Below are 19,512 nucleotides of genomic sequence, written 5' to 3'. Positions count from 1 at the left end.
TCCAATATTTTGGGTGCATATCAAATAGCCTACTCTTTTATTCTTTATTCATTTTTAACTGTAACTAAAAATACGCCAATAAAAATCAACATACTGCCAATCCAAAAATTCCATGTTATCTGTTCGTCTAAAATAAGCCAACCTAAAAAAGTACCTACAACTGGCTGAAAGAAGAAGAACAATCCACTTGCACCGGCTTCCATTAAAAGCAAACCTTTATTCCATAATAAAAAAGCAATCGCTGTAGAAATCGCACCCATATATACAACACAGCCAATTATATCTGGTTGTAGTATTTTATCCCAAGGCAAACTGCTGACATTGGGCAAATTAACTGGTGTTAAACAGATGATAGCAGTGAGTACTGCATAAAAATTTATCTGTATTGGAGAATATCTGCTCGGTATCAATTTCAACATTACAGACATCAATGCCCAAGTAAGTGCTGCAATTGTAGAACATAGTGCACCTAATTGTTTACTCATGTCCATGCCATCTAAACCTGCGATTAAAAGTACACCTACTGTTGCTAAAATTATTGATAAAATTTTGCGTACTGTCATCTTTTCTTTTAATATCCATGTAGCAAAGATGAGCATGAAAGCTGGTGTCGCTGATGTTATCACAGACCCCATCTGTGCTGAAGAAAACATCGTCCCGTACTCTTGAGTTACTATCGAAATAGTATGCCCGATAACACCAATGCTAAGTAAAAGTAAAATATCTTTACGCGCTATTTTTAAATTTTCTCGCTGATAAATAATGACTCCTAAAAGAACAATAAAAGCTATTATGTATCGCATCCAAACAAGTGGAATAGGTGGTATATATTGTACAGCAATTTTTACAGATACAAACATTCCGCCCCAAATACTAGCTGCTAATGTCAAAAATATGCCACCTAACAGTCTTTTTGGCATAAAAAAATTCATCTTCCTTTCTATTATAATTAATCTAATTAGTGCAATACAAATACATAAAATTATTCATATTGCACTAAATCAATACGTATAAAAAATATTATCATCAAGCTAATGCTCAATCATTATATTTCTTTTTTAATTCTTTGTCTATCATCGGCCAAATATCTTTTGTTTCAAAGCCTTTACGCCACGAAGCCACGCCCGCTAATTTGTATTTATTTACCAATGCTACTTTTAATTGCAAAGATTTTTTATCCTCTTGCCAAACATGATACGTCTTGCCATTTTCTCTATACGAAAAATAATTCTGTCCAAGTGTTGGAAGCCATATGGTTTTTACATTTTTTTCTTTCTTTAAATTATTTGCCTGCATCATATTAAGCGTTGAAGCTGATACTTTTCCATCATCACTTTGTTCCCATAAACGCATATAAAGCGGTATACCTAGTATTATTTTTTCTGGTGGCACTTTCTCTAATAAATTTTTTACACCATTTTCTACCCAACCGATTGAAGCTACTGAACCTGCTGTTTTAGATAATCTACCGTGTTCATCATATGCCATTAAAACGAGATAATCCACCGTTTTTCCCAGCACTTCTCGGTCATAGCAACTTGACCAATTCGGTGTATTTGAAGCTACTGTTATATCCATGGAAACGAATATTCCTTCTTTATGAAGTGCACTTGTAGCTTCTTCTATAAAAGAAGATAAAGCCTCTCTATCTTTATCATAAATATTTTCAAAATCGAAATTATAGCCATCAATCGGGTATCGCTGTGCATAAAAAACAAGCTGTCTAATTATATATGCTCTCGCTTTTTTATCATTGAGCCATTTATGCGTCATTTCCGCATTGAAATCGTTCGTTATCAAAGGCCAAATCTTATAATTTTTCTTTTTTACATCACGCGCATATAAAAAATCGCCATTATCCTTTATATGTCCATCGGCTCTCTCTATCACAAACCATGAGGGGGATACGATATTCACCCCTGATAATTTTTTAATCTGTGATAAATCATTTTCATCATCTAGTACAGGTTGCCAAACAAGATTTATTTTTCTATTCGTATCTGAATTTTTACTAGCACAAAAACCAACTGAAAAATTTGCTAAACACATCATAAAGCAAATGCACATCAATAAAAATTTTTTTATCATAATCGCTTTCCTTCATATAATAATATTATGTATCTACAATTTATTTTAGGCACTTTCTAAAAAAAGAAAGTGCCTATTTTATCATTCATCATATATCTTTTTTCTTAATGCAAGACCAGTACATGTCGTAGCCAGTCCCCCTTGCGCCGTTTCCCTAATAGCTTCTGGCATCATTTTACCGATACGATACATAGCGTCGATGACTTCATCTACAGGAATTACAGATTTTATACCTGAAAGAGACATATCCGCCGCTAAAATTGCAACTGTTGCTGCAAAGCCATTGCGTTTAACACATGGAACTTCAACAAGTCCAGCTACGGGGTCACAAGCTAGTCCCAATAAATTTTTTATAGCAAGTGCTACCGCATTTCCAATCTGCTCAGCATCACCGCCAGCTAAATCAACAAGTGCACCAGCCGCCATTCCCGCCGCTGAACCACATTCAGCTTGACAGCCACCTTGCGCGCCGGCAATCACAGCATTATTTTCAATTACCATGCCAATACCTGTTGCAGTAAATAAACTTTGACAAATTCTTTCATCTGTATGTTTATAATACTTTTGTGCCGCAAGCAATACACCCGGTACTATACCGCATGAACCTGCTGTCGGACAAGCGGCGATTTTCCCCATTACTGCATTCGTTTCAGCTACTGCTACAGCATATGAAGCTGCATCTTTTACAAAATCACCACAATATCCATGTTCATACATAAATAATTTTTTGGCATCACCGCCAACCATTCCACTGACAGATTTTTTCGTATTATTGACGCCATTAAAAGCAGACTCTTTCATTACTTGCCAAATTTCACTCATACTTTTATTGACTTCTTCAATGGATTTTTGACTGTGTTGTGCTTCATATTCAACAATTATTTCAGCAATAGATTTTTGCTCTGTTTTTACTAAATCAACTAAATCCTTCATACAGGAAAAATTTATCATTTCTTCAACTCCAATTAAATAGCATCAATTCGTAAAACTTTTTCTACATCAGGAAGGGTAGAACAAACACCAATCGCTTCATCAGGAACAGCATTATCCACTTCAATATTCATAAGTGCTTGTGCACCACGTTCTTTGCGCGATACTTTCATATAAGCAATATTAATATTATACAATGCTAAAGCCGCTGTTACGCCATTTATTACACCTGGTCTATCTTTGTGTACTACAATGAGTGATGGATATTTTCCACTTAAATTTACCTCAAAATCATTTATATATGAAATAACAATATTTCCCCCGCCAATAGAAGCGCCTTGCACGCTGACAACATGACCAGATATTCCCGTTAATTTTATAATAGCTGTATTAGGATGCACATCATCTAAATTAACTTTTTCAAAACTGTATTTTATATTATTTTCTGTCGCAATCTGTAACGCATCTCTAATTCTTTCATCATCTGGTTTAAAACCCATAATACCCGCAATTAAAGCTCTATCTGTACCATGGCCCTTATACGTTTGAGCAAAAGAGCCATGCAATTTTATTTCTACAGATTTTACAGGTTCTACTAAAATTTCTTTTGCCATAAGCCCTAGTCTTACAGCTCCTGCTGTATGTGAACTAGAGGGTCCTATCATAATCGGTCCAATAATGTCAAATGCACTGCGCATAAAATAAAATCCTCTCTACACTTATTTTAAAATTTAAAATCCTTATTTTCATCACCTAGTGGCTTATCTTTATTCGGTTCTTTCTTAAATATATCTACCATTGATTTTGCATCATCTTTTGCTTTTTGAAAAATATCCTTATATTTATCTGTAAAATCATCTAAATCTGGCATACCATCTTTTATCCAAGCATTTGCTGCTTTACCTACTGCATACGTTACACCCATGCCAATTGGAATTTGAAGTGGTGGAAATGGTATGAGCGTTGCTAAACTTTGGCCTACAAATGTGCCACCTAAAGCACTTATGAATGCACAACTCGCTGCTTCATCAAAATTTTTACCATATAAATTAGCAATACGCTTAATTAAATAAACTTCATTTGCAGCTAAAGCAATCTGTCCCACTACTGGAGCAACTACAATTACACCCGCACGACCTGCTGCCCAACGGCATAAGGACTCAACTTCTCTATCTATTTCTTCCTCATTCATAATCCATTTTTCTTCTGACATAATTATCCCTCCTTAAAAGTATTCACTACTATTATATTAGCTTTATTTCCTGATTTTTCCTTTAAAAAATTTTATCAATAATTTACTAAAAAATATTTTATAAAAATCTTATCATATCTAATAAATAAAATAAATTAATTGATATTATGACAAAACATCAAGTTTTAATCATGAAAATACTATTTCTATTATTAAAATGCAAAGACCTTAGGAAATTAATCCCAAGGTCTTAATAAAATTTTATTCATTATAATTCTAGTGGCAATACATAGCAAAAAATTGTTATAAAATGTGCCACACTGCCCAAGATTACGAATACATGCCAGATAACGTGATTGTACGGTATTTTGCGCACTAAATAAAATATAGCGCCAATACTATAAAATACACCGCCGATTACAAGCCACCAAATAGCTTCCACCGATAATGTATCAAGCAGTGGTTTTACAATTGTCACTGCAAGCCAGCCCATCACCAGATAACAAATCGTACCTATAACACGAAAACGATTGTAGAAGAATATCTGAAAGACAACGCCAGCAATCGCAAGTCCCCATACTATGCCAAACACAGCCCAGCCCAAAGTGCCATAAAGTGCAATCAAGGCAAAAGGTGTATAGTTTCCAGCAATCAATAAGTAAATTGCAGAATGGTCAATACATTTAAATACCGATTGCACCTTTTGACTGCAAAAACTAAAACTATGATACAGTGTCGACGCAAGATAGAGTAAAATCATCGAAACGCCGTAGACAATTATACTTGTCATATGCAATGCGCCTTTATCATAGCCATAAAAAAGCATAGCTATAAGCCCTATTACGGCTAAGATTGTACCTATTCCATGTGTAACAGCATTGAGTATTTCTTCTATCTTCTTTGTAGGTTTATAAACATAAGTTTCGTTCATAAATCTCAATCCTTTCTATTTTGAACTCAATTTTTCACATACATTATATCACAATTAAAACTCATTAATAACTATTATTTTTATATTAAATTAATAGGTTTTTATCTAAAAAAAGAAGGAATACACGCTTTTTGCCTATATTCCTTCTTCATATCGTACGATATTTTTTATTTTAATTCATTCTTAGCTATATAGATAACCCATTCAGCAATATTTGTTGTATGGTCTGCGATGCGTTCTATATATTTTGCAATCAATAGATAATCAATATACTGTTCTGCATTATCAGGATTTTCTTTTATCAATTCTATCGTATCTTTACGATAACGTGAGAAGTATTTATCTACTACTTCATCTCTTTCTATGATTTTTTTAGCTAAATCAGCATTATTTTCACTAAAGCAAGCTAAACAATCTTTGAGCATATCACGTGTTGCTTCAATCATAGAAGCAAAATAATCTGGGATTTCAACATCTTCAAGTTCTGATAAAACAGCTGTATATTTAGAAATATCACTACAGTGGTCGGCGATGCGTTCAATGTCTATAATCATTTCCATGATGGAAGCAATTTCACGCCAATCTGTTGCAACTGGAGCTTGAGTTAATACCAAAGTCAAACATTTTTGCATGATATTGTGTTCTTTTTCATTGAAGATTTTATCATCTTTTCTGATTGACTTTGCTAAAGCTACATCTTTATCATCTAAATTTTTAATAACCTTATTGAATGTTTCTTCAAGCTGTGCACCTACAACTCGCACATCATTTACAAGACTATTAAGTTCATTTGTGTAATTGACTCTTATTGCCATTTATAAAATACCTCCACTATATCAGCCAAATCGACCTGTAATATATTCTTCTGTTTTTGGATTTTTAGGATTAGCAAATAATTCTTTTGTATCGCCAAATTCAATTAAATCCCCGAGCAAGAAAAATGCTGTTTTATCTGAAATACGGCTGGCTTGCTGCATATTGTGTGTTACGATTACAATTGTATAATCTTTTTTTAATTCCAATGCTAAATCTTCAATTTTTCCTGTAGAAATAGGGTCAAGTGCTGATGTCGGTTCGTCCATTAAGATTACATCTGGCTGTACTGCAAGAGTTCTAGCGATACATAAACGTTGCTGTTGACCACCAGAAAGACCAAGAGCAGATTTATTTAAGCGGTCTTTGAGTTCGTCCCAAATAGCTGCTTGGCGCAAACTGCGTTCTACAATTTCATCAAGTTTACTTTTCTTGCTTATGCCATGAATTCTTGGACCATAAGCTACATTATCATAAATGCTTTTTGGAAATGGATTTGGCTGTTGGAATACCATACCTACACGGCGACGCAAAGTAATAGGGTCAAGTTCATTGTATATATCCTGCCCATCAAGTTTAATAGTGCCTTCAACTTTACAACCTTCAACGAGGTCATTCATGCGATTTAAAGTTTTTAAGAAAGTAGATTTACCACAACCGGAAGGGCCGATTAAAGCTGTAATCTCATTCTTTTTAATCTGTATATTAATATCTTTTAAAGCTTTGAAACTGCCATAATACAAATCCAAGCTTTCTACATCAAATTTAAAATCAGTCATTTATTTTTTTCCTCCTGCTTTTTTATCCAGATAACTACTCAAATAACGAGCACCTAAACTAAAAGCAAATACCATAACCATCAAAATAGCTGAAGATAAATTAGCAATATCTGCTGCATTAGGAGCTAACGCTTCTGTACGCGATGCCCAAATATTAAGTGCTAAAGTTTCACCCGGTCTAAATGGATTGAGTGGGCATGTCGGTGAAAAAATATTCCAGTTTGTCCAAACGATATCTGTACTCATACCAGCTGTGTACAAAAGTGCTGCCGCTTCACCGAAGCCACGACCAGCAGCTAAGATAACGCCTGTCATTATGCGTGGCATACAAGCTGGAAGCATTACATGGTAAATTGTCTGCCAAAGTGTTGCTCCCATGCCCAAGCTACCACTTTTATATCCTGGTGGCAAAGATTTTAAAGCATCTTCTGTTACAGTCGTGATGAGAGGTAAACTCAAGATAGAAACTGCAAGAGCACCAGCAAATAAATTCCATTGAGAATGAGTCATTACGATAAATACGAGATAACCAAACAAACCAACTACGATAGATGGAAGAGAAGACAATGTTTCAATACACATGCGGATTGATTTAGTAACTTTACCTGGTTTAGCATATTCTGCCATATATGTACCAGCTGCAACGCCAAGTGGAACGCTTATCAATAAAGATAAAAATACTAAATATATTGTGTTGAAGAACAGATTACCTATACCATTACGCGAGAAAGAAAACATATCTGGCGTAAAATTACCAAAACCCTGTATCAATACGTATAAAGTAAATGCCAATAATAATAGGAGGAAGAAACCAGCAACAACATAAAATACGCCGGTCATAAATTTATCCATCATCTTGGCTCTTTGTACTGTTGTCATTATTTTTTACCTCCTTGAGCTTCAGCCGATTTAGCTGAAATATAATGGATAACGAAGATAAATAACAAAGAAACTATAAATAGGAGCAGTGCCATGGACCATAACGCTAAATTATATTCGCTACCTTCCATCGCACCTCCCATATCAGAGGCAATTGCTGCGGTAAGGTTACTTGTTGGGGATAAAATAGATTCAGGAAAGGCTTTCATTTTACCAATAACCATTGCAACTGCGAGTGCTTCACCAAAAGCACGTGCAAGACCGAGTACAATTGCAGTCATAATACCAGAAATAGCGGCTGGAACAACTACTTTACTGATTGTCTGCCAGCGAGTAGCACCAAGCCCATAAGAAGCTTGACGAGAAGAATTAGAAATACTTCTAAGTGCATCAGCAGATAAACTTGTTATTGTTGGATAAATCATTACGGCAAGTACGATACCTGCTGCTAGTACAGAAAAACCAAATTGTAAATCAAATAAATCTTTGATAAATGGAACTAAGATTGTAAGACCAATCCAGCCGTATACAACTGAAGGAATACCTACAAAAATTTCAACAGCTGGCTGTAAAATTTTTCGACCAAGTCCCGGTGATATTTCGACCATGAAAATTGCACTTGCCAAAGAAAATGGCGTTGCTATAACGAGTGCTAAAGCACAAGTTACAATTGAACCGAAAATAAATACAGCTGCACCGACGCTACCACCACCAGTAGCATTATCAGCTGGTTTCCATTCAGATGAAAATAAGAATTCACCAATACTGTGGTCATATATCGTAAATGTTCCTAACCCTTTATAGCACAAGAATGCGCCAATAGCGATAGTTATGATAATCATCAGCAAGCCACATGCTGTTATGATACAGCGCCAAATATTATTTTGGCGGTATGCTGCTGTATTTGTCGCTTCCATGAAAACACCCTTTCGTCAAATTCACGAATAAAAAAAAGGCGAAAACGAAATCGCCTTTTTTCATTTTTTAAAGATTATCTTTGAACCTGCATTTTGCTAGTTACACCATAACCCTGAGCTTCGATAGCTTTACCGTATTCGTCAGACATGATGAAATCGAGGAAAGCTTTTACAGCACCAGTTGGTTCACCTTTAGTATACATATGTTCATAACCCCAGATTGGATAAGTACCATTGTAAGTATTTTCCAAAGTAGGTTCAACACCATCAACAGCAACAGTAGCAACATCTTTGTTGTTTACGAGATAGGATAATGCTACATAACCGATTGCACCTTTATTGTCTTTAATGCTCTGTAAAAGAGTACCAGAGTCATCAGTTTCTAAGGATTTATTAGAAGCTTCTTCAGCACCGCCTAAAGCGAATTCTTTGAATAATGCACGAGTACCAGAAGTAGAAGGACGAGTTACGAGAACGATTGGTTCATCTGGACCGCCAACTTCTTTCCAGTTAGTAACTTTAGCAGTGAAGATATCTGTTAATTGTTGTTTTGTTAAAGATTTTACTTGAGCTGCAATATCTTTGTTGATTACTGGAGCCATAGTTACAACGCATACTTTATGGTCAACTAAGCCATCAGCTACAGCTTTATCAAGTTTAGTATCAGCAGCTACATCAGAGTTACCGATATCAACGGAACCATCAGCAACTTGTTTAAGTCCTGTACCAGAACCGCCACCATTTAATGTAATAGAAACTTCTGGATGAAGTTCTTTGAATTTGTCAGCTGCATCTTTTGCAAGTGGTAATAATGCAGAAGAACCAGAACCTGTTACACTACCGCTAATAGAAGCGCTATCACCACCAGATTTGTCTGATGCACTATCGCTACCACAACCTAAAATACTTAAAGACATCATTGCTACGACGCCAAGAGACGCCAACTTTTTCCAATTCATTTTAAATCCTCCCCAGATTTAATTTAAGTTCTTGTTTAATTTCTGTGTTTAAGTATAGCGAAGCAATGTAAAGTTACAATGACAGTTATGTAAAATTTAAAATAAAAAATCACGCTCAAATTTACATTTATATTTATATGTAAAGGAATTGTAAAAATTGTTATCTAATGTAAATAAATTAAATCTACATTAAAATTTAACATGCAATAAAGTATTCGCTTGACAATTGACTTTTTGACTAATATACTAAACTTGGAATATATTTTTTTGTTTTTTATCTAAAGGAGTATTTTATGCATTGCCCTAAATGTAACCATGAATTGGATAATAATGGTAACTGCCCATATTGCCAAAGTATGCAGAATGTACAAACAATGTCCAGCAGTGAAGCTAATAATTACAGCGGTGTAACAATCGAAGAAGAAAATAATTTTCGCAAAGAAAATTCTTATCAAAATAGACAAAATCAAACTAATACAAATTATCGCCAATCGTATCGACCAAACGGTATGAAAGTTCGCTATATCCGCTTAGGCGGTAATTCTACTTCTAGTTGGCTTACAAAAGGACTAATAGCTATTGGCGGTCTTGCCATTTTAGGCTTTTTCTTCTTTGTAGCTTTGCCTGTAATCTTAACCGTTTTAGGTGCAGGTATCGTGGCTTGGCTTATCTTTCGTTTCTTTAAACGTTATTAATAATTTATAATATAAATGGAGTTGATTATACATGGCTAAAGATAGTTCATTCGATATCGTATCTCAAGTAAATATGCAAGAAATGAGTAATGCTGTCAATCAAACAGAAAAAGAAATTTCTCAGCGTTATGACTTTCGTGGTAGCACAGCTAGCATTGAACTTGAAGAAAAATCTATCAAAATCGCAGCTGAAGACGATTATAAATTAAATGCTATCGTCGATATCTTGCGTGCTCGCATGGCAAAAAGAGGTATCCCTCTTCGCTGCTTAGAACCTGGCAAAATAGAAGATGCTGCTAAAGGCACCGTTAGACAAAGTATCAATATCGTTCAAGGCATTTCCAAAGAAAAAGCTAAAGCGATTATCGCTGCTATAAAAGCAACAAAACTCAAAGTAAATACGCAAATGCAAGGTGACCAAGTAAGAGTTTCTGGCGCTAAAAAAGATGATTTGCAAGCCGTTATCCAGACATTAAAAGCTGGCGACTTTGGCATCGATTTACAATTCATTAATATGAGATAAAAGAAACGCTTATATTACTACAAATAATTAGTAATATAAGCGTTTTATTTTTATAAAAATTTCTCCATTACATAGTTTTTAAATAAAATATTTTGTTTTTCAACATATTGCTCTTTATTTACGATATAACCTCTATCTAGAAAAAATTTTTTAGCAGTTATAGATACATGACTATATAAAGATATTTGACCTTGTTTTTTAGCATGATTTTCTATTTTATCCATTAATCTAGTTGCTATTTTTTGTCGCTGATAATCTTTTGCTACATATAATCTATCTACATAATTTTTATCTAAATCGACAAAGCCCACTATCTTTTCTTTATCTATAGCCACCAATGTGTAATGGCTTAATAAACTCAAATGCCAACTTTTTTCATCAATTTTTTCAGGTGCCCATATTTTTACCTGCTCTTGTGTATAATCTTTACTGTTTACACTATGCACAGTTTCTCTAAATAAAAAAATAATACTTTTTAAATCACTCTTTTGATAATTTCTTATATACATAATCGCCTCGAAATCATTGCCAATTATCATAATCTTTATCTAAGAAAATTCTCTTTCGCTCTTGATTATAATATGGATTTATAATACTTCGCGTTTCCTGAAATTCTGGTGTTTTTATCCCTGTAATATCTAAAATAGTATGAATTAAATCATCTGTCATATATTTTTTATCTACAGAAGCTCTAATCTGTGCATCTACTAGAGGATATTTCTGCTTAAATTTCTCTGTAGTATAAATAACAAATGGTATTTCTAGCATAGATTTAGTAGGATTATCATCACTATGACCATTGAAGTTTTTCAAATCATATACTTCTTCACCGTGGTCTGGCATATAGATAACTATAGCGTCTTTATCTTTAAAAGCTTCCATAATTTGGGTTACAATCATATCATTATATAAAATAGCATTATCATACTGTGCTCTTTTCGTTTTTGCTTCCTGTGTTTTTATTATTCCTATTCCTTTTGTTTCATCTACATCAGAAAACTTCGTAAAATCCGGTGTATATCTATTTTCATATTCGCCATGACAACCCATTAAATGCAATACATAAAAATTTTTATCACTATCATTATTCATAGCTTCATATAATAAAGGCAGTAATTCACCATCAGCACGATAAGATTTCTCATATGATTGTCTAATTCCTGTAAATTTTTTATAATCACAACGATTAGCATAAGCCAGTGCCACATTTGCCCATTGACCAGAAGTTTCTTGATTAGAAAGCCAATACGTTTTATAACCTGCTTTTTTCATGATATCGAATAAATTATTACATTCATACCATTTATTCGTAGCTTCATAATTATGAAAAGTAAATACTTCGCGAAGTGAACCAATAGTATAAGCATGTGAACTGATTACATCTTTAAAAACATAAAGTTCATTATTTTGAGCCATCTTATCCATCTTTGGAGTAGTTTCTAATGGATAGCCATATAAACTCATATGACCTTTTGACGTTGATTCACCTAAAATAAATACAATATTTGGTATATCTCTTCCTTTGTCTAGTATCTGCACATTATTTTGCATATTTGTATAAATTTCACGAAAAGCTATCGCATCTTCCACAGCTTGCTCTACAGGTGCTATAAGCCTTGTAAAAGTCAAACATTCTGTGAGATTTTTCCCAGGTATGATTGCATAAAATAAACTATATAAACAAAAATAAGGTAAAAACAATATAACTAATTTATTATTTAATTTTACTTTTTTACTTATATAATTTAATACATATATACATAAAGCTAAAGCAATTATAAAAATCAAATAACTCCAAGAAAAATACATAGTAATAAATTCTATCGTTTCATGAAGATTTGTACCAATGATTACACTTATTATCCCTGCTGTAGTGAAAGTATAATATTTGCTAATTATAAATAATTCCATCAAAGATAAAATCATACTTATACTTAAAATAAAATACTTCAAGTATTTTTTTAACCTACCATGTAAAGAATTTATAATTAATCCCATGAAAATAATCACGCTAAAAGGTTTAAATAAGCCACCTATTGCGTTTTCATATTGATTATACAAACAAAATAAATATAAATATGGCATAAAATTAAATATCATCATTAAACTAATAAAGAAAAATTCTTGCTCTATTACCTTAAATATTTTTTGCCAACATAAATTTATTACTTTCGCAGGGCTTGATATTATATCTTTAAAACCATTATATATTTTTTTCAAACTTAATTTAAATCTATCTATTAAAATCAATTACACGTCCTCTTAAAAAAATCCTTAGTATACTGTTTTATTATACTAAGGATTTCACATTTTACTATATGTTTTTTTACTTTCTCTTAATTATTTGTTATTTTTAGGAAAATCTACTACTTTTTACGATGATACAAGATATATGCTCTATTTTAATATAATCAATTATCATTTTACTTCTTTTGCCGTTAAAAATATCATGATTTCTGAATCTGTTTTAGAATTTTGAATATGTTTAAATAAATTTCCCAGTATCGGTATATCCCCAAGAAATGGAACTTTACTCATCTGTTTTGCTTCATCTTTGCCGATTAAGCCACCGATTACCATTGTCTCGCCATCTTTTAACCGCACGGTAGTATCAGCTGAACGCTTCTGAAAACGATATGCCTTCATATCTTCTACATATAAAGGCGAGCTCACTTCTGTATGCACTTTTACTGTTATGATGCCATCTTCATTGACGCGCGGTGTACATTTTAAAATTATGCCAGCTTCGCGGTATTCAATAGATGTAGTCGTTGTAGCGTTTGTCGTGGCAACAGTTGGCACAGGCACTTCACTGCCAATATTTATCACCGCTTCATTGCCCTGTATAGTGGTGATATTCGGTCGTGCTAAAATATTGGCTTTTCCTTCACTTATTAAAGCACTTAGTTTTGCTTCATAATAAAATTCATATGGATAACCATCTACTCCTTTGCCAAAACGAATTACACCTGGCACTATATCTGAACCATTCCAACTGCGCTGCACTTCATCAACAGGCAAATAATCCGTCGTTTGACTATAACTTCCATCATCATTTTGCGTTGTATGCGTTATCGTTTCATACGTTATATCATGCGATGGAGATTGCGGCAGCTTTGACCATTCCCATGTTATGCCCAAATCCTTAGCTGCATCTTTTTGTACAGCAGTAACCTTTGCTTCCAATGAAACTTGTCGCGGTGCTTTATCATTTTGCTGTATAAAGTTTAAAATTTTATTGTATTCTTCATTTGTAGCATAAAATATTAAGGTATTTTCATTTCTATCTATGACTACATTATTATATTCTTCTTTATTTTCATTATTTACTTTTGTAGCCTGTCCCTTATTAATCAATAGATTTACCATTTTAGCTGCTTTATCTAATTCTAAATAATTTATCTTTATACTTTGCAAAGTCTTTTGTTTATTATCCTTACTTATATAAATAACGCCATCATTCATATCATATGTATAATTGTTGCTCTGTGCAATTATGCGTATCATTTCCTGTGGTGATAAATCTGAAAGTTTAACTGCTACATCACCTTTTACTGTATCATCTAAAACTAAGTTTAAATTACCGCTTGAAGCAATCGCTGTTAAAACCTGCCTGATATCTGCACCCGTTACATCTATAGAATTTGCATTTGCTATACTGCCTATATTCAAGACAGCCCATAAAATCATTACATATATAAATCTCACTTTTACCTCGATTTCTTCACTAAAAACTATTAAGCGGGCAGTTTATAGACATTCCCTCTGTTGTCTGCAATACTATGCTATTTTTATTTATTTCAGTAACTACCATATCATTTACTTTATCGCCTGTTTTTACTCTCATATCTTTCCCATCTATTTTCAATAGTGCTGTTTTTTGCTGATTGATATCAAAAATAGCTTCTAACTCATATTTATTTTTTACTGATTTTGTCTTTTTCTCTTCTTTCTTTGAATTTACTGACTTTTTTTCTTGCGTATTCACTACCTTATTTGAAACTTGATTTTTTATATTTGGCTTTTCTTCTTCTTTCACAACTAGTACTGTATCTTTTTCTTTTTCGTGTTCGAAGCTAAATGGATTTTTTAGCTCTGTAAAATCATTGTTTACCGTATATAATACTTTACTTTCTTGAACGGTATCTTGCGTATTTATACTTGCTTCATCTAATACTTTTACTTCACCAGTATCTTTTAAAAATAGTAAATATACCATAACAAAAAAGAATACACTTAAAATAATATATGAGGATAATCTTTTTTTACCTATTGTATTGTATATTAATTTCAACTTTTCTTTAAATTTAACTATAATAAAAACCTCCATAAATGGAAAAAGAGGATACTTTTCGTATCCTCTTTAACTATATACAATTTTAATTATTTAGCTTGTTTGCTAGCTTTTAATTCTTGTAATTTAGGTCCCATGATGCGTTTGTAAGCTTCAACACCTGGCTGGTCAAAAGCATCTACATCGGCAAATTCGCCTTCATATGCAACGGACATTGCGAGCATATAAAGAAGTTGACCTAAATAATAAGCATTCATTTTTGGTAAGCTGAATAATGCATTAAAGCGTTTGTTAGAAGCAAGAGCATCAGCATTAGACTGACGAGCAACTTCAAGTGCATCACCCATAGTTACACCAGAGATATCAGCAAGTTTTTTAGCTTCTGGGAATACGTTAGGAATTACTAAATCATTATCCCAGTTTTCAATGCGGATAAACTGAACAACTTTATCCAATCTACCTTCTTGATGTTGCTGAGTCTGAGAGTGCATATCGCGAGTACCGAGTGCTACGACTGGAGTACGTCCATAGCAAACTTCTTTGCCTTCTTTATTGAACTGTTTTCCTAAAGATTCAGCTAAAAGTTGGATGTACCACATAGATAAGGATTCATAATAATCACCATACGGCATCATAACTTCGATATTGCGACCATATTTTTCGGAAGCAATGTATTTGAGTGCTGCATTGAGCATTGCTGGATTTTCCCAAACATTTTCATTTTTGCAAGCTTCATCCATATCTCTTGCACCATGGAGGAATTCATCAATATCGAAACCAATGCAAGCTGCTGTAGAAAGACCAACATCAGTGAATACAGTGAAACGTCCGCCTACTCCGTCTGGTACAGAAAATTGTGGCCAATTGTGGTCCATAGCCATCTGTTTTAATAATGTAGGTTTTTCTGTATTAGGGTCTGTTACTGCAACGATTTCAACTTCGATATCAGGATTTTTCTTCAAAGCATCATAGATTACCATGAAGTTAGACATAGTATCGAGTGTTCCACCAGATTTAGAAATTACAATAAGCATTACTTTGTAAGTGCGTTTGTAATGGGATTTTGTAATAGCTGCACTGGAGTTAATATTATCAATTAAATCTTTCGTACGGCGAGGGTCAATGTTATTACCGCTGAAATAGAATTTTGGATAGCCGTCTCTTTCTTCAACGGATTTACTATTCCAGAATTCACCACACTGAACATCAAATAATACTTTGTTACCGAGGTAAGAACCACCGATACCTAAAGAAACAACAACATCAATGCGATTTCTTACGGATTCGCGAAGTTCTTGTAAACGTTTCATAGATTCAGGAGAATTAAGAGTACCTTCTTGAATGTATGGGCATTGGCTGAACCATACTTTTTCAGGCTGTCCGTCTTTGGATAAATGGCCTTTAATATAGCCTGTTTCACGCATTACATTCATAGCTTTATGCGCTTCTTTTAATTTATCGCTAAATGCTTCAATATCTGCTTTAGTAACTTTACCTTCACCAAATAAATTATCATAATCAAAAGTAAAGCCAGATTTTAATTTTAGACTCATTTCTTGAGTTCCCCCTTAAATTATACAGTCAAATGAAACTATCCAAAAATCATAAAATAATATTTGGACAGTTTCATTATATCATACTTAACGTTAAAATACGAAAAACTACAATTAAGCACGAATAACAGCTAATAACTCTTCTGTTTTTTCTTTGAGTAATGCTTTATCGCCACGAGTTTCTACATTTAAACGAATAACTGGTTCTGTATTGGAAATACGTAAATTAAATCTCCAATCAGCATAATCTACACTCAAACCGTCAACTTTTGTAACTTCACCAGTAGGGCCATATTTAGCTTCAATAGTAGCCATAACACCTTTAGGGTCAGCAACTGTGCTATTGATTTCACCACTGATTGGATAACGTTCCATACGTTCTTTAATAAGAGCAGACATTGCACTACCGGATTGAGATAATAATTCTGCAACTAAGAGCCATGTAATCATACCGCTATCGCAGAAAGAAAATTCTTTGAAATAGTTATGTGCGGACATTTCGCCACCATAAACAGCATCTTCTTTACGCATACGGTCTTTAATGAACGCATGACCACTCTTGCACATGATAGGAGTTCCGCCAGCTTCTTCTACAATTTCAATTGTATTCCAGATGAGGCGAGGGTCATAAATAATTTTAGCTCCAGGATTTTTGTTGAGGAATGCTTTTGCTAAGAAGCCTACAATATAGTAACCTTCAATCATATCTCCATTTTCATCGAAAATAAAGCAACGGTCAAAGTCACCATCAAAAGCTACACCAAGATCAGCTTTTTCTTCACGTACAACTTTTGCAGTTGCTTCACGATTTTCTTGTAAAATAGGATTTGGTACACCGTTAGGGAAAGAACCATCTGGTGTATTATGAACTTTAATGAAGTTGAATGGCAAGCGTTTTTCAAGTTCATCGATAATTGGGCCAGCTGCACCATTACCAGAGTTTACTACAACTTTAAGTGGTTTTAATTCGCTGAGGTCAACATATGTTAAAAGATGGTCGATATAATCTTTCATGATGTCAACTTCAACTACTTTTGCTGGAGTTTCAGCTTTAGTGCCTAAATCGCCAGCCATAACTTTTGCTTCAATATCTTTAAGACCTGTATCTCCACTTATTGGACGAGCTTCTTTGCGAACTAATTTTAAGCCATTGTATTCTTTTGGATTGTGGCTAGCTGTAATCATGATACCGCCATCTAATCCAAGATGTGCTGTAGCGAAATAAATCATTTCTGTACCGCACTGTCCAATATCAATTACTTCGCAACCCATTTCTGTAAGACCGAGTTCCAAAGCTCTTTGAATAGCTGGACCAGAAAGTCTGATATCATGGCCAACTGCTACTCTTTTTGCATTGAACAAAGTAGGGAATACACGTCCAATTCTATACGCTAATTCTTCATTAACTTCTTCCGGTACTTTACCACGAATGTCATAAGCTTTAAATGCTGTTGATTTTAATTCCATATTCTCCACCTCTACGAAAAATAAAATAATATTATATACTATAATTCGCTATTGATATTTCTTTTTCCTTTGTCCAAAATACAGAAAAATTATAAAATTTTTCTATAATATAGAAATCAAATTTCTATATTTTAGCTATATTTTGCAAGGCAACTTTTTTCAATAACGATTTACGTGTTATATAAAAAGTTATCATGAGAGGTACACATGAACCTATCCAAGCCATCGGATTAGCCCAGCAAGCTCCAATATAGCCAAACTGTCCAACTAAGAACAATCCAGCCATTGCTCTCATAATAAGTTCCATAATTCCAGCAAATGTCGGTATAAGACTTTGACCTAAACCTTGAAGAGTAAAACGATAAATAAACAACAAAGATAAAATTAAGTAACATGAACCATTTACAATTAAGTAAATATGACCATAATCCACAACTTGTTGTTGTCCTTCGCCTACGAAAATTTCTATCATTTCAGGTCCCATAAGAATATTAAATATACCGATAAAAATACTGAAACCACCTGACATTAATATACATTTATTAACGCCACTTTTTATTCTATCGAATTTTCCAGCTCCATAATTTTGTGCAGTATAAGCAGCCATTGCCATACCAAATGACATTAAAGGCATCATGGCAATCATATCTATTTTTTGTGCAGCTGCATAAGCTGCTACTGCTATTTCACCTAAATTATTGAGTGGCACTTGTAAAATAATTGCGCCAATAGCTATTATAGATGATTGAAACCCCATTGGCAAACCCACACGCAAATGTTGCCAAGCAACTTGGCGAGAAATCTTCAAATCCGACCATTTAAAATGTAATTCAGGAATTTTCTTTTTAATGTATATGACACAACCACTGCCATTTATAAATTGTGCCAATACCGTTGCAAAACCAGCACCAGCAATACCCCAATTAAATACGCCAATAAATGTAATTTCTAAAATAATATTTAAAACACAGCCCAAAATTAAAAAATAAAGAGGTGTTTTACTATCACCTAAAGCACGAATTAAATTTGAAGAAGTATTAAATAGCATTGTAGCAAATATCCCTAAAAATATTATGCTTAAAAATACAGTTGCCATGTCTAAAACTTCAGCTGGAGTCTGCAAAAACATTAACATCGGTCTAGCTATAAATAGTCCAATAATTGTAGCAATAATCGCAATGGTTAAACTTAAAACGGTACAAGCCGCTGCGCTCTTGCGCATACCTTCTATATCTTTTGCACCAAATCTCTGACCTGTACAAATGGTTAAACCACCAGTAAAACCAATTACAAATCCTATCATTAAAAACATCAAACAACCGCTACAACCAATGGCCGCCAATGCACGCACACCTAAAAAACGACCTACAATTAATGTATCACTAAGCAAATACAGCTGTTGGAAAATATTTCCTACAATCAGCGGTAATGTAAACATTAAAATTAATTTTGCCGGACTTCCTGTAGTCAAATCTTTTACCATAGAAATCAC

20 protein-coding genes are annotated in these 19,512 nt (G+C 33.6%); 2 read left to right on the top strand and 18 right to left on the bottom strand.

Annotated elements, in window-relative coordinates:
- Positions 1-44 precede the first annotated feature (44 nt).
- From CKV65_RS00515 to CKV65_RS00465, 11 genes are all read right to left on the bottom strand, one after another.
- Complete coding sequence (locus tag CKV65_RS00515; protein ID WP_027890369.1) at positions 45-920, bottom strand: DMT family transporter; 876 nt, start codon at positions 918-920, stop codon at positions 45-47.
- 118 nt (positions 921-1,038) lie between these two features.
- Complete coding sequence (locus tag CKV65_RS00510; protein ID WP_027890370.1) at positions 1,039-2,088, bottom strand: glycosyl hydrolase family 18 protein; 1,050 nt, start codon at positions 2,086-2,088, stop codon at positions 1,039-1,041.
- 81 nt (positions 2,089-2,169) lie between these two features.
- Positions 2,170-3,021 (bottom strand): L-serine ammonia-lyase, iron-sulfur-dependent, subunit alpha, encoded by an 852-nt coding sequence (gene sdaAA / locus CKV65_RS00505; protein ID WP_331715169.1) that lies wholly within the window; start codon positions 3,019-3,021, stop codon positions 2,170-2,172.
- Between the two features lie 32 nt (positions 3,022-3,053).
- The gene (sdaAB, locus tag CKV65_RS00500; protein WP_027890372.1) at positions 3,054-3,716 is read right to left on the bottom strand and encodes an L-serine ammonia-lyase, iron-sulfur-dependent subunit beta; all 663 of its coding nucleotides are present in this window, start codon (positions 3,714-3,716) and stop codon (positions 3,054-3,056) included.
- A 26-nt stretch (positions 3,717-3,742) separates the two neighbouring features.
- Positions 3,743-4,231: a hypothetical protein gene (locus CKV65_RS00495; protein ID WP_027890373.1), complete on the bottom strand. Its 489-nt coding sequence runs from the start codon at positions 4,229-4,231 to the stop codon at positions 3,743-3,745.
- A 247-nt stretch (positions 4,232-4,478) separates the two neighbouring features.
- A complete protein-coding gene (gene trhA / locus CKV65_RS00490; protein WP_081654861.1) occupies positions 4,479-5,141 on the bottom strand; it encodes a PAQR family membrane homeostasis protein TrhA in 663 nt (220 codons plus the stop codon).
- Positions 5,142-5,308: 167 nt separating this feature from the next.
- Complete coding sequence (gene phoU / locus CKV65_RS00485; RefSeq protein WP_027890375.1) at positions 5,309-5,956, bottom strand: phosphate signaling complex protein PhoU; 648 nt, start codon at positions 5,954-5,956, stop codon at positions 5,309-5,311.
- Between the two features lie 21 nt (positions 5,957-5,977).
- The gene (gene pstB / locus CKV65_RS00480) at positions 5,978-6,733 is read right to left on the bottom strand and encodes a phosphate ABC transporter ATP-binding protein PstB (RefSeq protein ID WP_027890376.1); all 756 of its coding nucleotides are present in this window, start codon (positions 6,731-6,733) and stop codon (positions 5,978-5,980) included.
- Positions 6,734-7,612 (bottom strand): phosphate ABC transporter permease PstA, encoded by an 879-nt coding sequence (pstA, locus tag CKV65_RS00475; protein ID WP_027890377.1) that lies wholly within the window; start codon positions 7,610-7,612, stop codon positions 6,734-6,736.
- Complete coding sequence (pstC, locus tag CKV65_RS00470; RefSeq protein ID WP_027890378.1) at positions 7,612-8,529, bottom strand: phosphate ABC transporter permease subunit PstC; 918 nt, start codon at positions 8,527-8,529, stop codon at positions 7,612-7,614. Before pstC ends, pstA begins: the two co-directional genes overlap by 1 nt.
- Before the next feature lie 74 nt (positions 8,530-8,603).
- A complete protein-coding gene (locus CKV65_RS00465) occupies positions 8,604-9,488 on the bottom strand; it encodes a phosphate ABC transporter substrate-binding protein (protein WP_027890379.1) in 885 nt (294 codons plus the stop codon).
- A 293-nt stretch (positions 9,489-9,781) separates the two neighbouring features.
- Between CKV65_RS00465 and CKV65_RS00460 the strand changes: the two genes are divergently transcribed.
- Both CKV65_RS00460 and CKV65_RS00455 read left to right on the top strand, forming a co-directional pair.
- Positions 9,782-10,183 carry an ATP synthase subunit I gene (locus CKV65_RS00460; protein ID WP_027890380.1) on the top strand — a complete coding sequence of 134 codons (402 nt, stop codon included), beginning with the start codon at positions 9,782-9,784 and terminating at the stop codon, positions 10,181-10,183.
- A 31-nt stretch (positions 10,184-10,214) separates the two neighbouring features.
- The gene (locus CKV65_RS00455; protein ID WP_027890381.1) at positions 10,215-10,706 is read left to right on the top strand and encodes a YajQ family cyclic di-GMP-binding protein; all 492 of its coding nucleotides are present in this window, start codon (positions 10,215-10,217) and stop codon (positions 10,704-10,706) included.
- A 50-nt stretch (positions 10,707-10,756) separates the two neighbouring features.
- Here the strand turns inward: CKV65_RS00455 and CKV65_RS00450 are convergent, their stop codons facing one another.
- The 7 genes from CKV65_RS00450 to CKV65_RS00420 form a co-directional block, all read right to left on the bottom strand.
- Positions 10,757-11,245, bottom strand: a complete 489-nt coding sequence (locus CKV65_RS00450; RefSeq protein ID WP_231922686.1) for a GNAT family N-acetyltransferase — start codon at positions 11,243-11,245, stop codon at positions 10,757-10,759.
- On the bottom strand, positions 11,229-12,617 hold the full coding sequence (locus CKV65_RS00445; RefSeq protein WP_231922684.1) for a phosphoethanolamine transferase: 1,389 nt from the start codon (positions 12,615-12,617) through the stop codon (positions 11,229-11,231). Before CKV65_RS00445 ends, CKV65_RS00450 begins: the two co-directional genes overlap by 17 nt.
- A 507-nt stretch (positions 12,618-13,124) precedes the next feature.
- A complete protein-coding gene (locus CKV65_RS00440; protein WP_036254814.1) occupies positions 13,125-14,396 on the bottom strand; it encodes a type II secretion system protein GspD in 1,272 nt (423 codons plus the stop codon).
- Positions 14,397-14,433: 37 nt separating this feature from the next.
- A complete protein-coding gene (locus CKV65_RS00435; RefSeq protein ID WP_027890385.1) occupies positions 14,434-15,036 on the bottom strand; it encodes a hypothetical protein in 603 nt (200 codons plus the stop codon).
- A 53-nt stretch (positions 15,037-15,089) separates the two neighbouring features.
- Positions 15,090-16,553 carry a hypothetical protein gene (locus tag CKV65_RS00430; RefSeq protein WP_027890386.1) on the bottom strand — a complete coding sequence of 488 codons (1,464 nt, stop codon included), beginning with the start codon at positions 16,551-16,553 and terminating at the stop codon, positions 15,090-15,092.
- A gap of 114 nt (positions 16,554-16,667) precedes the next feature.
- A complete protein-coding gene (locus CKV65_RS00425; protein WP_027890387.1) occupies positions 16,668-18,020 on the bottom strand; it encodes a phosphohexomutase domain-containing protein in 1,353 nt (450 codons plus the stop codon).
- A gap of 124 nt (positions 18,021-18,144) precedes the next feature.
- Positions 18,145-19,503, bottom strand: coding sequence for an MATE family efflux transporter (locus CKV65_RS00420; protein ID WP_027890388.1), 1,359 nt, complete (start codon positions 19,501-19,503; stop codon positions 18,145-18,147).
- Positions 19,504-19,512: the final 9 nt, after the last annotated feature.

This window comes from Megamonas hypermegale (genome assembly GCF_900187035.1).
In the GTDB taxonomy this organism is placed as follows: Bacteria; Bacillota; Negativicutes; order Selenomonadales; family Selenomonadaceae; genus Megamonas; species Megamonas hypermegale.
This window is presented reverse-complemented; position numbering and strand designations above follow the sequence as displayed.

Excerpts from the sequence above, each read along its gene's own strand:
- CKV65_RS00515 (WP_027890369.1), bottom strand. The coding sequence starts at position 920 with ATGCCAAAAAGACTGTTAGGTGGCATATTTTTGACATTAGCAGCTAGT.
- CKV65_RS00510 (WP_027890370.1), bottom strand. The coding sequence starts at position 2,088 with ATGATAAAAAAATTTTTATTGATGTGCATTTGCTTTATGATGTGTTTA.
- sdaAA (WP_331715169.1), bottom strand. The coding sequence starts at position 3,021 with ATGAAGGATTTAGTTGATTTAGTAAAAACAGAGCAAAAATCTATTGCT.
- sdaAB (WP_027890372.1), bottom strand. The coding sequence starts at position 3,716 with ATGCGCAGTGCATTTGACATTATTGGACCGATTATGATAGGACCCTCT.
- CKV65_RS00495 (WP_027890373.1), bottom strand. The coding sequence starts at position 4,231 with ATGTCAGAAGAAAAATGGATTATGAATGAGGAAGAAATAGATAGAGAA.
- trhA (WP_081654861.1), bottom strand. The coding sequence starts at position 5,141 with ATGAACGAAACTTATGTTTATAAACCTACAAAGAAGATAGAAGAAATA.
- phoU (WP_027890375.1), bottom strand. The coding sequence starts at position 5,956 with ATGGCAATAAGAGTCAATTACACAAATGAACTTAATAGTCTTGTAAAT.
- pstB (WP_027890376.1), bottom strand. The coding sequence starts at position 6,733 with ATGACTGATTTTAAATTTGATGTAGAAAGCTTGGATTTGTATTATGGC.
- pstA (WP_027890377.1), bottom strand. The coding sequence starts at position 7,612 with ATGACAACAGTACAAAGAGCCAAGATGATGGATAAATTTATGACCGGC.
- pstC (WP_027890378.1), bottom strand. The coding sequence starts at position 8,529 with ATGGAAGCGACAAATACAGCAGCATACCGCCAAAATAATATTTGGCGC.
- CKV65_RS00465 (WP_027890379.1), bottom strand. The coding sequence starts at position 9,488 with ATGAATTGGAAAAAGTTGGCGTCTCTTGGCGTCGTAGCAATGATGTCT.
- CKV65_RS00460 (WP_027890380.1), top strand. The coding sequence starts at position 9,782 with ATGCATTGCCCTAAATGTAACCATGAATTGGATAATAATGGTAACTGC.
- CKV65_RS00455 (WP_027890381.1), top strand. The coding sequence starts at position 10,215 with ATGGCTAAAGATAGTTCATTCGATATCGTATCTCAAGTAAATATGCAA.
- CKV65_RS00450 (WP_231922686.1), bottom strand. The coding sequence starts at position 11,245 with ATGATAATTGGCAATGATTTCGAGGCGATTATGTATATAAGAAATTAT.
- CKV65_RS00445 (WP_231922684.1), bottom strand. The coding sequence starts at position 12,617 with ATGGAATTATTTATAATTAGCAAATATTATACTTTCACTACAGCAGGG.
- CKV65_RS00440 (WP_036254814.1), bottom strand. The coding sequence starts at position 14,396 with ATGATTTTATGGGCTGTCTTGAATATAGGCAGTATAGCAAATGCAAAT.
- CKV65_RS00435 (WP_027890385.1), bottom strand. The coding sequence starts at position 15,036 with ATGGAGGTTTTTATTATAGTTAAATTTAAAGAAAAGTTGAAATTAATA.
- CKV65_RS00430 (WP_027890386.1), bottom strand. The coding sequence starts at position 16,553 with ATGAGTCTAAAATTAAAATCTGGCTTTACTTTTGATTATGATAATTTA.
- CKV65_RS00425 (WP_027890387.1), bottom strand. The coding sequence starts at position 18,020 with ATGGAATTAAAATCAACAGCATTTAAAGCTTATGACATTCGTGGTAAA.
- CKV65_RS00420 (WP_027890388.1), bottom strand. The coding sequence starts at position 19,503 with ATGGTAAAAGATTTGACTACAGGAAGTCCGGCAAAATTAATTTTAATG.